This window comes from Paenibacillus sp. OK060 (assembly GCF_900101205.1).
Classification (GTDB): domain Bacteria; phylum Bacillota; class Bacilli; order Paenibacillales; family Paenibacillaceae; genus Paenibacillus; species Paenibacillus marchantiae.
Map to the genome: position 1 here is coordinate 1,444,885 of NZ_FNFR01000001.1, position 13,794 is coordinate 1,458,678.

At 45.5% G+C, this 13,794-nt stretch carries 9 protein-coding genes; all 9 read left to right on the plus strand.

Features of this window, described 5'->3' with window-relative positions:
• Positions 1–57 precede the first annotated feature (57 nt).
• The 9 genes from BLS14_RS06265 to BLS14_RS06305 all read left to right on the plus strand — a co-directional run bounded on the left by BLS14_RS06265 (position 58) and on the right by BLS14_RS06305 (position 13,691).
• Complete coding sequence (locus BLS14_RS06265) at positions 58–1,020, plus strand: ABC transporter substrate-binding protein (RefSeq protein WP_256336173.1); 963 nt, start codon at positions 58–60, stop codon at positions 1,018–1,020.
• A 177-nt stretch (positions 1,021–1,197) separates the two neighbouring features.
• Positions 1,198–1,614, plus strand: a complete 417-nt coding sequence (locus BLS14_RS06270; protein ID WP_090950124.1) for an RDD family protein — start codon at positions 1,198–1,200, stop codon at positions 1,612–1,614.
• A gap of 319 nt (positions 1,615–1,933) precedes the next feature.
• Complete coding sequence (locus BLS14_RS06275; RefSeq protein WP_090950126.1) at positions 1,934–3,559, plus strand: extracellular solute-binding protein; 1,626 nt, start codon at positions 1,934–1,936, stop codon at positions 3,557–3,559.
• 56 nt (positions 3,560–3,615) lie between these two features.
• Positions 3,616–4,539 carry an ABC transporter permease gene (locus BLS14_RS06280; protein ID WP_063563856.1) on the plus strand — a complete coding sequence of 308 codons (924 nt, stop codon included), beginning with the start codon at positions 3,616–3,618 and terminating at the stop codon, positions 4,537–4,539.
• A 10-nt stretch (positions 4,540–4,549) separates the two neighbouring features.
• Positions 4,550–5,431 carry a carbohydrate ABC transporter permease gene (locus BLS14_RS06285; RefSeq protein WP_063563855.1) on the plus strand — a complete coding sequence of 294 codons (882 nt, stop codon included), beginning with the start codon at positions 4,550–4,552 and terminating at the stop codon, positions 5,429–5,431.
• Between the two features lie 102 nt (positions 5,432–5,533).
• A complete protein-coding gene (locus BLS14_RS06290) occupies positions 5,534–6,592 on the plus strand; it encodes a glycoside hydrolase family 88 protein (protein ID WP_371121431.1) in 1,059 nt (352 codons plus the stop codon).
• A gap of 260 nt (positions 6,593–6,852) precedes the next feature.
• On the plus strand, positions 6,853–9,180 hold the full coding sequence (locus BLS14_RS06295; protein ID WP_256336174.1) for a helix-turn-helix domain-containing protein: 2,328 nt from the start codon (positions 6,853–6,855) through the stop codon (positions 9,178–9,180).
• Positions 9,181–9,203: 23 nt separating this feature from the next.
• Complete coding sequence (locus tag BLS14_RS06300) at positions 9,204–10,853, plus strand: extracellular solute-binding protein (protein WP_176854367.1); 1,650 nt, start codon at positions 9,204–9,206, stop codon at positions 10,851–10,853.
• 195 nt (positions 10,854–11,048) lie between these two features.
• A complete protein-coding gene (locus BLS14_RS06305; protein ID WP_256336175.1) occupies positions 11,049–13,691 on the plus strand; it encodes a discoidin domain-containing protein in 2,643 nt (880 codons plus the stop codon).
• The last annotated feature ends 103 nt before the right edge of the window (positions 13,692–13,794 follow it).

Below are 13,794 nucleotides of genomic sequence, written 5' to 3' on the forward strand. Positions count from 1 at the left end.
ATGAACGGAGTCCTCCAAACCAGATAGATGAATTGACTCAAAAGGAGAATAATTTAAATGTTAAAACGAATTCATATATGGATTGCATTATGCTCCATGCTGATGCTTGCGGCTTGCGGAACTGAACAGACAAGCAGTCAGGAGGTTCGTTCGTCAGAGGGAACGACGCAAGCGACAACGAAAGTCATCACCAATCCAAATGGAGAAGAAGTCACGATCCCCCTTAATCCGCAGCGGATTGTGGATCTGTCCGGCTCAACAGAGGAATTACTGATCGTTGGCAAAACGCCTGTCGCTACGACCAGCGCCGATTATGGGCAGCAGGATCAGATCACTCCACCCCTTAAAGACAAGTTGGATGCAAATACTGTGGTTCTGGGGTGGTTGGGCAGCAAATTCAGTATAGAAGCGGTGACTGCATCGAACCCGGATCTGATCATTCTGGGAAAGGATTTTAATACAGATCAGTATGAAACCTTATCCTTGATTGCACCGACAATTGTTTTACCATACTCCTATTATGATTGGAGAGAACGTCTGACGTTCCTAGCAGATACGTTCGGAGAAGAAACGAAAAAGGATGAGTTCCTAGCTAAATATGATGCAAAGTCGGCTGAGTGGAAGCAAAAACTCGAATCGGCTGTGAACGGTGAATCTTTCGCGGTCATTGAAACCTATCCTAACAATCTGGTGATCTATTCGAATAAAGGTGCGGCAGAGATGTTGTACGGCGAGTGGGGCCTAAAACGTACAGAAGGTATTCCTGAGCCCGAAGGCTGGGGAGGCAAACAGATTAGTATAGAGGCGCTAATCTCCGTCAATCCGGACCAGCTGGTGCTGATGGAGAATAGCGAGAACAAAATGGAAGACAGCAAGGTTTGGAATAACATGAATGCCGTCAAGGATGGGAAGATTTATAAAATCTCCAGCGTAGATAACTACAATTATTCTTATACGGCTATGGGACGGATGGAGCTTATGGATCGTTTGGGTAACATGATTTTGGAAGGACAAAAGTAATTCTGAACAGAAATATAACGAAAGATTAAAAAGTTAAACGGTTCGCCATGGATAGGCTTCTCAACAAAAGTTGAGGGGCCTATCTTCATTCCTTGAAAAGGATGATTAAGAACTTAATGGAATATTTTTCTGTTATACTACATGGATATGTGTCTACATACATTCAAGTAAATCCATATGAAAGGAGGCATTCATTTGAGAGAAGCAGGTTTTTGGGTTAGATTAGGAGCAAGCTTGTTGGATGGAATTATCGTTTCAATCCCTTTAGCCATTATTGTAGGTGTACTGACTGGAAATTTTGATAATGACGAGCCTTTAGCTAAACTACTGAGTGGATTATATTCCATTTTATTACCTGTATTATGGAGTGGCCGAACGATAGGAAAACGTATTTGCGGAATTCGAATTCGAAAATACGATACACATGAGTCCCCTGGAATTGGAACCATGCTCATGCGAGTTGTTGTTGCAGGACTGATATATGGAATCACATTTGGCATTGGTTTCATTGCGAGTGTCATCATGGTTGCTGTACGAGAAGACAAACGTGCAATACATGATTTTATCGCAGGTACCGAAGTTGTTTGGGACTAAAAATGCGAAGGTAACCCCCGACACAAATATTGTTTATGTTCCAATCCACTTATATTCACCCACGTTACAGACGATGAACCTTGTTCATGGTCTGTTTTTTTGTGCTGCCATAAGTACAGTCACAAACCCGCGCCAACACTGCAAAATCAAGGCATTGCAGATGATTATATAGAGAATTTGTCTATCGTTTTGGCTAAATGATCATTTGGTTCTGACGAAATCAACATGTCATTTCATCTTTTGCGAATATCGTTACAATGCGCGCTCCCTTACTCTGAGGTAGAGCACAGACATTCCCAAAAGGTGGAGGATAAGGTCCATGAGAAGAAAAGTGTTATCTACGAGTTTGATGATCCTGTTATTAGGTACAACGATCCTGGGGTGTTCGTCCGGAGACAGTAAAACGGGCGATGCTGAAAAAGGCACACCAAGCGGATCAACGGAAGCAACAACCTATCCGATTCAAACGGATAAGACGCTTACGTACTGGGGTGAAATTAACGGAAACTTGATCGGGGTCAAAAATTCGCACAGCGAAATTCCATTCTTTCAAAAATGGCAGGAAAAAACCGGTGTGCCACTCAAATTCACGGCACCACCGACAGGTCAGGTCAGAGAATCCTTTAACGTGATGCTGGCATCCGGGGATTTGCCAGACATGCTGGAGTACAATTTCATCGGAGATTTCCCCGGTGGACCGGAGAAAGCCATCAATGATGGTTACATCCTCAAGTTGAACGATCTGATTGACCAGTATGCTCCGAATCTGAAGAAATACCTGCAGGACAATCCGGACATCGACAAGATGGTCAAAACGGACAGTGGCAGCTACTATGTATTTCCTTTCGTTCGGGGAGATGAGTATCTTCGTGTCTTCCAGGGACCCATCATTCGTCAGGATTGGCTGGATGAGTTGGGACTGCCTGTTCCGGAAACGATTGATGAGTGGACAACAACTCTAAGAGCCTTCAAAGAGAAAAAAGGCGCAGCCGCTCCGTTCTCTGTAGTAAGTAAGCCACGATTCTTTAACGATTCCGGTAATGGTGCTTTCCTTGGCGCCTTCGGTGTAAACCGCGGATTCTATCAGGAAGACGGACAGGTCAAATTTGGTCCTGCGGAAGAAGGTTTCAAAGAATACCTGACGTTATTCCAGGAATGGTACAAAGAAGGTTTGATTGATAAAAACATCTCCACAGCAGATACCAAATCCGTTGACGGTAACCTCGCTTCGGGTGCTACTGGCGCTAGTGTTGGTAACGCAGGCGGAGGTATCGGCAAATGGCAGCCGCTCGTAGAAGCAAATGATCCGGATGCCGTTCTGGTCGCTGCACCATATCCGGTACTTAACAAAGGTGATATTCCTAAATTCGGCCAGCTTAATCAAGGTTATGCCTCGGAAGGTACAGTTGCCATCACGACGGCAGCCAAGGACCCGGAACTTGCTGTTCGCATGTTGGATTACGGTTACAGTGAGGAAGGGCACATGTTCTTCAACTTTGGTGAGGAGGGTGTCAGCTATAACATGGAAGGCGATTATCCGAAATTCACGGATTTGCTGCTGAAGAATCCGGATAAACTCGCTCCTGCACAAGCGATTTCACTATATGCCCGCAGCAGCTATAACGGTCCGTTCGTTCAAGACAAACGTTATGCCGAGCAGTTCTTTGCATTACAGACTCAGCGCGATGCCATTGATGTATGGAAGAATACACAGGCCGCCAAATATAATCTGCCTTCAATCACACCTACACCTGAAGAAAGCTCCGAATACGCGACCATCATGAATGATATCAACACGCTCGTCGATGAGATGACCATCAAGATCATTCTGGGTAACGAACCAGTGGATCAATTCGAGAGCTATGTCGCAAAAATGAAATCGTTACATCTGGATCGAGCTATTGAAATCCAAACAGCAGCACTCGAACGCTACAACAACCGGTAATTGTAAAAGGGGAGGGCACTAGCCCTCCCGATTGAAAAGAGGTGAAAAGGTACATCATGAGCAATCGTCAATCCTTTAGAAGCCGGTTCGTGCGGGACTTCATGATGAACAAGTATTTATATATCATGATGATTCCCGTTATTGGATATTATTTAATATTTCATTACGGTCCGATGTACGGCGCAATTATTGCCTTTAAAGATTATTCTCCGATGAAGGGTATTTTGGGGAGTGATTGGGTTGGGCTGAAGCACTTTGAAGAGTTTTTCAACAGTTATTATTTCTTGCGTGTTCTGAAGAACACCCTTCTTATCAGTTTATATACGCTGGTCTTTGAATTCCCCGCACCGATTATTTTGGCGCTGCTCATCAATGAAGTACGCAAGCGCGCGTTCAAGCGGGTCGTTCAGACGATAACGTATATGCCTTATTTCATCTCTCTCGTCGTCATATGTGGTATTATTACGGACTTCACGAACGCGGATGGTTTAATCAACCGCCTTATCATGATGCTTGGATATGACGGTCAGGCGATGCTGCAAAAGCCGGAGCTGTTCCGTCCGATCTATGTTCTGTCTGAAATATGGCAGCGGATCGGTTGGGAATCCATTATCTATATCGCTGCGTTGATGAGCATCGACCTGGAGCAGTATGAAGCGGCGAAGATAGACGGAGCGAGCCGTCTCAAGCAAATGTTTCACATTACGCTACCCGGATTGCTGCCTATTATTACGATCATGTTCATTCTCCGGATGGGTAATATGCTGAATGTCGGGTTCGAGAAAATCATTCTCCTTTATAATCCGGTGACCTATGAAACGGCTGACGTAATCTCTTCCTTCGTATATCGAAAGGGATTGTTGGAGTTCGGATGGAGTTACAGCTCGGCAGTCGGTCTATTTAACTCGGTGATCAATCTCGTTCTTCTGATTTCGGCGAACTATATCAGCCGCAGAGTGAGTCAAAACAGCTTATGGTGAGGTGGTAACATTGATTAAGGAAAGCGGTTGGTTTGACCGAATCTTTACGATCTTCAATTATACGTTTCTAATCCTGCTCGTCATCGTCACATTGTATCCGCTGCTCTACGTGTTATTTGCGTCCTTAAGTGATTCGGCGCAGCTGTTAGCAAACAAAGGTCTCCTGTGGAAGCCGGTCGGCTTTAGTCTGGAAGCTTACAAGAGCGTGCTTGCCAATCCAGGTATAGCCACAGGTTTCCGCAATACATTGTTTATTCTTGTGTTCGGCGTTATCGTCAACCTGTTCATGACTGCGCTTGGTGCATATGTGCTATCCCGTAAAAACGTAATGTGGAACAAGGTGTTCATGTTCTTTATCGTGTTCACGATGTTCTTTGGCGGCGGGTTGATTCCACTGTACCTGGTCGTAAAAGGTGTTGGCCTGTTAGATACATTGTGGTCAACCATTCTGCCTTTTGCCATCAGCACATTTAACCTGATCATCATGCGAACGTCATTTATGGGCATACCAGACAGCCTGGAAGAATCGGCCAAGATTGATGGAGCGAATCACTTCACCATTTTGTTCCGGATCATTATTCCGTTGTCCATGCCAGTCATTGCCGTGATGATTCTGTATTACGCAGTCGATAAGTGGAACGGATGGTTCTATGCGTCTGTATTTATCAAAAGTCGAGAACTGTTCCCATTGCAATTGGTGCTGCGTGAGATTCTGATCGCCAATTCCACGGAGAGTATGTCGGCCGGTGCTTCGGCTGGGGATCGCTTCCAGATCGGGGAAACCATCAAGTATGCGACGATTATGGTAGCGACGATACCCATCCTTTGCATCTATCCGTTTTTGCAGCGCTTTTTCGTGAAAGGTGTCATGGTTGGTTCATTGAAAGGTTAATCCAGAGAATTTAATAACGGTAAGGAGGTATGAGGTTACATGAGCGTATTAAATGAAGTGAACAAAGACGTGTGGGATCAGATTAAAAGTAAAGCCGATCAGATGCTTGCAGCCATAGGTGAAAAGTCTCCGCATGTCGCTGGAGCAAATGGCATCTATGACGACATGAGAATCGATTGGTGGACCTCGGGATTCTGGCCGGGTATGTTATGGATTGTGTACGATATGACGGGTGATGAGAAATATAAAGAGGCTGCATGGAACTGGGATGAACGGCTATCGGAACAGTTTCTCGAAAATAACTACTTTGATCACGACGTGGGCTTTCATTTCCTGCCTACGGCTGTCATCAAATACAAGCTCACCGGAGATACCGATGCCGCAAGGCGTGCCTTATTTGCCGCCAACTTTCTGGCTGGCCGCTTCAATACCAAAGGCGGCTTCATCCGGGCTTGGAATGGAGACATGCTGGGCTGGTCGATCATCGACACCATGATGAACCTGTCATTGCTCTTCTGGGCGTCTGAGGAAAGTGGAGATCCTCGTTTCAGCCATATCGCCAAAGCTCATGCGGATATGGTCATGAAGCAATTTGTGCGGGATGATGGTTCTGTGCATCACATCATTCGATTTGATCCCGAGACAGGTGAACGGGCAGAAGCGATAGGTGGACAGGGAGCGGCGCCGGATTCGGCATGGAGTCGGGGAGCGGCGTGGGCTTTATATGGATTAACGAATACGTATCGTTATACAGAGGACCCGTCATATCTGGATGCTGCACAGCGTGTGGCGAACTTCTTCATTTCCAGTCTGCCCGAGGATAGCGTTCCGCATTGGGATTTCCGTGCTGAGCCCGAAGAAGGGGTGGAGATCCCACGAGACAGCTCGGCTGGTGCCATTGCTGCTTCCGGATTGCTTGAGCTTGCAGATGTTCTTCCTGATCCAGAAGGCAGACTCTATGCCACCGTTGCCAAACGTATCCTGAGTTCCCTGCGGGATCATTATGGAACCTGGGATCTTCCTGAGCACGAAGGTATGCTTCTCGAGGGAACCGGTCATAAACCGGCAGGTCAGAATGTAAACGTCTCGCTCATTTACGGTGACTATTTCTACGTCGAGGCGAGTGCCAAATTAAACGGTTGGAAGCACCGCATTTTCTAAAAAATTTATAAAGAATATTTAAAAAAATTCTCAATTTGATACCGAATTGATACCAAATGCCCGATAGACGAAATTAGTCTATTCGGGCTATTTGTGCTTGATTTGACGGGGAAAATCAGTGGTGGCTACCCTTTTTGTCAATCGAATTGAACTTTTTATCTATATCCCAATCGCGCTCTTACCGTTATAATAAATTCCTGATCCAAACATAGATAATCTACGAAGAGTTGGGTGATGAGTTGTTGCTAAACATTCGATATTTGTGGCAAAAACGAGAAAGCATAATTGTAACCTGGCTTGTCTCTTACAGTGCTGTTTTGATTGTGCCGATTCTAATCAGTTTGGTTATTTACATGCAAGCAAATGAGACTTTGAAGAGTGAAATACATCGGGCCAACGATTCTTTATTGAAGCAGATGCGATATACAATCGATACACAAGTTGATCTGATGAAGCGGTTAAACATGGAGATGACGTGGAGCCCAAATCTGCAAACGTTGATGTATTCCAATCAGCCGGCCAAAGAGGCGCCGTATACGGCATACCAACTGGTAAAGGAACTCCGTCTCTATAAAACATCCTACGCATCCATCGATGAATTCTACGTCGTGTGGAAAAAAGATCAATCCATTCTCCGTTCAGGTAATATTCGGGATATGCGAACGGCATTTCATACCATACATAACACAGGTGCAATGTCTTTCGAGGCGTGGCGGGATCAGATTCTGGGTACAGAGACGAATCAGTTCGTCATACTGCCACATCAGAATGCCGCTCCGGCGGAGTCTTCCATTGCGTACATTACACGTCTGCCTGATGATTTGAATGGTCAGGAGACGGGTACGGTTGTCGTCATGGCGGATACGCGAAGATTCCAGGAAGCGATTGAGAGCATTTCGGGTTTTAGTGATGCCACGCTGCTGATTCTGAACCAGAATAACGAGATTCTGATGAGCAATCATCCGGGGTCAGAGGAATTGAAGCCATTCATGAATGGCAATCAGGTTCAATTGGATAACGCCAAGGTAGGCAAGTCGGAGATGTTCTACATGGACTCTGCGGTGTCCGATCTCAAGTACGCATTGATTATTCCCAGCAGCCTATATTGGGAAAAGGCAGTGTATGTCCGCAATTTTACCTATATCAGCATCGTGGTGAGTCTCATTAGTGCGGGTGTACTGACCTGGTTCTTCATGCGCCGGAATTACTCCCCAATCCAACAGCTCGTGGAATCACTAAAAGACAAAAATAGTCAGAACGAACCTGCTGATCGGAACGAACTTCGGTTTATTCAGAAGGTCATCATGAACACACGTTCAGAAAAGAATGAGATTGCCCAGCAGTTGCAGAAACATCAGCAGGTGCTGCGCTCCAATATGATTAATCGGCTTCTCAAAGGCAAACAGGATACGCTTGTGCCTTATGAAGATGCATTCCGTTCCTTCCATATGCCGCTGTATTCAAGTGAATTTGCTGTTATCCTATTTGTTATCGAGAATGAAGAGAATCTCTATGGAAAGCTGCCAGGTATTGATATCAACGAACGAAACAAGCTAATCCATCTCATTATTTCCAATGTGGTTGAAGAACTGGCTTCAGAGCGTCAGCACGTCGGATATGTGGCAGAAGTGGATGATATGATGGTCTGCCTTGTAAATATGAAAGCGGATTCTTCGGATTGGAACCAGGATCTTCATCACATTGCGGCAGAAGCGCAGCGATTCCTGGAACGTTATGATATGGAATTGACAATCTCCATCAGTGGACGCCATACGTCGTGGATTGGTATCGCCGAAGCATACCAGGAAGCAGTAGACGCAATGGAATACAAAATGGTGCTTGGCAAAAAAGGTATCATTACCTATGGCGATGTCCGCAGCGATGCGATGGCGGATGACCCGTTTGGCTACTACTATCCGCTTCAGGTGGAACAGCAGCTTCTTAATTTCATCAAAGCGGGAGATACCGACCAAGCCAGCGCTTATATGAACGAGATTACAGAGCGGAATTTTGATAAACCGATTATGTCGCTCACACTTGCACGTTGCCTGATTTTTAACCTGGTAGGTACAATGATCAAGGCTATCAATGATCTAGGGGACAGGGATAACCATACGCTAACCCAATACCCGCATCGGATTGAGGACATTATTGCCGGGGATACCATTCAGGAGATGCAGGAGGCATTGCAGAACTTGCTTGAGGAGGTATGTTCCTATGCCGCTGACAAGCGCGCAACGAATGTATCACAAGAACGTGAGGATTCCCTGCGTCATCTCAGTACCCAAGTCACACAGTATATTGAGAGTAACTATACAGACGCGAATTTGAACGTCAACGCCATTGGTGAGCATTTTGAGCTGAAGGGCAGTTACTTGTCCAAACTCTTCAAGAATCAGACAGGTGAGGGTCTGCTGGACTGCATTCATAAGTGCCGTATCCGACAGGCTAAAGAAATGATTGAGCATAAACAGGAATCCATTACAGAAATATCCCGAATGGTCGGGTATAACGATGCAGCAACTTTCATCCGGGTATTCAAGAAATACGAAGGCATTACGCCAGGTAAATATAAAGAAATCAGTTGATTGATTTGAAAGGAGACCGGAACATGAACGTAAAGAGAAAGTTGGCATTCATAACAAAGTTGACAGGATTCATCCTACTGCTTGGCATGCTGACTGCTTGCGATCAGAACGGGACAGATTCGGATGCCAAGCTGGATGAACGTTCCGGCTCATCAGAGTACCAGACCGTCTCAATTTCTTCACCCAATGACGATGGAAAATTAACCTACTGGGCAGAATTGAATGGCAATGCAGCAAGCATTAAGTCCAGCTTCAATGAAGTTCCTTTTTTTCAGGAGTGGCAGCGGAGAACCGGAGTCAACCTTCAATTCATCCGGCCTCCCGCCAATCAGGCTAAAGAAGCGATTAATGTGCTGCTTACGTCCGGAGAACTGCCGGATATGATTGAATACGAGTGGAGCAATTATCCCGGTGGGCCGGAGAAAGCGATCAAAGACGGATATATTCTGAGATTAAACGATGTTATTGATCAATACGCACCTCATCTGAAGCAGTACCTGACGGAGCATCCAGACATTGATATGCAGATTCGCACAGCGAACGGAAGTTATTACGCGTTTCCTTTTATTCAGGGAGATGATAAGCTGCGAACCTATCAAGGGCCGATTATCCGAAAGGACTGGCTGGATGAACTTGGACTTGATGTGCCAACAACGATTGACGAATGGCATACGATGCTTCAGGCATTTAAGAACAAAAAGGGAGCTGACGCCCCGCTTACTTTCCTAGGTGTTCCGAATCCGTTGTTTGGTATCGAAGGCGGCGGTTTTATTGGCGCTTTTGGCATTAAAAAGGGGTTCTACGTGGAAGATGGCCACATTAAGTTTGGGGCACAAGAACCTGAATATAAAGCGTTTCTCTCCTTATTTCGTGAATGGTATGCGGAGGGACTCATTGACAAGAATCTGGCTGCCGTTGATTCGGAGACTCAGGATACAAACATGACCACAGGACGCAGCGGCGCGAGTATCTGGAATGCAGGGGCGGGAATTGGTACATGGCTACCCATCTTGCAAGAGACAGATCCCCATGCAAAGCTTGTGCCAGCGCCATATCCTGTCATGAACAAAGGAGATCGCCCGAAATTTGGTCAACTTGCTCCCGCGATCGGTTCCAGTGGAGTCGCCATATCCAGCAACAGTCATCATGTAGAAGAAGCAGCACGAATGTTGGACTACGGGTATGGGCCTGAGGGACATTTACTGTTCAACTTTGGCATTGAAGGTGTTAGTTTTAAGATGAAAGACGGGTACCCGACGTATACGGAAACGATTTTGAAAAACCCTGATAAGTGGTCGCCGGCGCAAGCGCTTGCGATGTACACGAGAGCGAGTTATTTCGGTCCATTTGTACAGGATACGCGATATATGGAACAATATTATATTTTGCCGGAACAGAAAGAGGCGGTGCAGTTATGGTCCAGTACGGATGCTGTGCTCCACCAGGTACCGACACTTCCCAAAACCGAGAAAGAAAGCACGGAGATGTCTGTCATCATGCAGGAAGTGAATAAAGTGGTGGACGAGATGTCGCTGAAAATCATTTTTGGCATTGAGCCGGTGGATGCTTTTGATACGTATGTCGAGCAAATCAAGTCCTTACAGATCGATCGTGCGATTGAGATTCAGCAGCAAGCGTTAGAACGATATAATCGCGCTGTATCCTCTAAATAAATCCTTATATTGTATAAAATGGGCATTAAAATGTCGTTTTTGTTGATGTAATTTCGTTCCCTCGTGCTCTACAATCGATTATGACATGCTGAGTTGGCATGCACATGACTCTTGCTTGAGCAGGATCGGAGGTGACTATAGGGTTTCTTGAAACCGCTCACATACTCTGAAATCCAAAAGGAGGAGAACGAAAGCATGCGTAGAAAGTGGCCTTTTTTATTGTTGGCATTTACGTTGACTGTTGGATTATCTGTACCTGGAGTCCATGAGGTTCGAGCGTCAGAAGGTGACTCACAGCTATCTATTGATCGTGCGGGTGAGAATCTGTCTCTGGGTACGGATGGCAGAAGCAGACTCTATCCAAACGATTGGTATCCTGGATTTAAAGATGAACAGGGAAGGTTTCTGCATGACTTTTCGTATGCCGGTTATCGGCGTGGGGAAACAGAACTACCTAAAACGCCTAAAAACAAACGTATCGACGTTACCAAATCACCTTATTTTGCCGATCCTTCAGGGAATCGAGATGCAACACAGGCTATTCAAAAGGCAATTGATGCTGCTGTTGCGTTAGGTGGGGGTGTCGTGTATCTTCCCAAGGGTACATATCAGGTTAACCCTCAGGACGGCAAGGATTATTCACTAAACATTCCTGCAAGTCGTGTGGTCCTGAAAGGTGACGGGATGAACAAGACTCATATCTATAATGCACAGCAAAATATGAAAAACAAGGACATTATCCGGATCGGTAACGGAGATTGGAAGAAAACCGGAATTTCTACGAAACTTCGCAAGTCGGTTACTGATCCAACCGTCCTGCTACCCGTTGAGGACACAAGCGGGTTTGCGGTGAATGATTACGTGGTCATTTCATTCGAAACGACGCCGGGTTTCTTACGGGAACTTGGCATGCAAAACAAGTGGTCGTCACGTCTTGGTAAAGTAGAACCGTTATTCTATCGCCAAATCGTGGGCGTAGATCCGGAGAATAAAACGATCACGTTAGACATTCCGACACGTTATCCTATGAAGCTGCGCGATGATATCACAATTAGTCAGACCGCAGATCCGATTGTCGAAGTAGGGTTGGAGGATTTCTCGATTGCAAACATTCAAAATGCGAAGTCGGGGCTTGGTGAAGATGACTTCAAAGTCGTTGGGACTGCTGGTTATGAGGCCGATAATGCTAAAGCGGTCAATGTGATTGCAGTGGCCAACAGCTGGATTCGAAATATTAACACCTATAAACCAGCTGGCAATACAGATTATCATCTGTTATCCAAGGGTATTATTCTGGATCGTACAAAGAACGTCACTGTGGATCATGTAACTATGCAGTACCCGCAGTATCGTGGAGCGAATGGAAATGGTTATTTATATCAATTTATTGGCAATGATAACCTTATCAAGAACAGCAAAGCGATAGGAGCTAGGCATAGCTTCACATACGCCAACTTCTCTGCGAACGGGAATGTGCTGCAAGGTTCGTATTCTGAGAAACCTTCATTATTAACTGATTTTCATATGTATTTAAGCATGGCAAACCTGATCGACAACCTGGTAGTTAACGGGGACGGGATCTCTGCCATTACACGGGATTATGGATCATCCGAAACGAATCGTCATGGAGTGGTAACTACGGAAAGTGTGTTCTGGAATACGACCGGTCAGGCGGCACACCCTAGTAAATCCGGCGTTATTGTAGAATCAGAACAATTCGGGAATGGATATGTCATTGGAACCAAAGGAAAGGACACCGGCGTGAACGTCAACATTGTCGGTTCCATTCCGGATGCGAATACGCAGCCATTTGATATGGCGGAAGGCATTGGTGAGGGCGATCGTTTATCCCCGCAAAGTTTATATCAGGATCAGAGCAAGAAACGAATCAAAGATATTCATCTGGGGCTTCAATCCCTGTTGGTGAATGGCGAAGCTATAGGGGGTATGCAGTTCTTAAGAACGGATTACGTTCATACTTTGCCTTATGGCACAACCGAAACGCCGATTATTTCGGCAAAAGCTTATGCCAAGGATGCAAAGGTTAAAATTAAGCAACCGCAAGGGACTAATGGAACAGGAGAGATCACTGTATCCTATCGGGGTCACATCCAGAACGTGCGAGTGAAGTTTAAGGTAGCTGATACACCTGTACTTCCAGAGAATATCTCCATAAGTCCTAATAAAACAGTACCCGGCTGGAGAGTCGCAGGGAATGCGATCAGCGCAGGCGGAAGCGGAGAATTATCCTCGTTTCTAACATTAGATAATGGTGAGATCGTAAACATTGCAGAATTGGATGTTCCTGTAACGTACACATCAAGTGATGATACGATTGGATATACGGAAGGAACTACATTCCATGCGTTAAAAGCGGGAAAGGTCGACATCGTCGTGAGCTGCGTCTTTAATGGCGTAACGGTCGAGGCACGGGAGAAATTTGAAGTCAAAGAGCCTATGGCCGAACCGGAAGGGCCGTTCGCTGTCGTAACCAAGGTGACGGCAAGTGCAGATGATGGAAATCTGCCGATTCATACGATCGATCGTGATCCAGACTCCAGATGGTCTGCAGATGGAAAGGGACACTACCTGCAGTTGGAGCTTGAGCAACAGACTCAAGTAGGGCAGGTAAGCATTCAATTCTATAATGGACATACGCGATCCAATTATTTCGATTTGGAGATATCAGCTGATGGTATTAATTACCAAAAAGCATTAAGTAATGTGGCCAGTCAAAAACAGGCGGCTTATGAAACATTTGAATTTGAACCGGTTCAGGCCAAATTCATTCGATTTGTCGGGCAAGGAAATGATTCGATTTGTCGGGCAAGGAAATGAATCTAATACCTGGAACAGCATAATTGAATTTTGGGTACACGAGAATTAAAAATGACGTAGGATAAAACTCAAAAGAAATTCAGAATCAAATATAATATGCGCT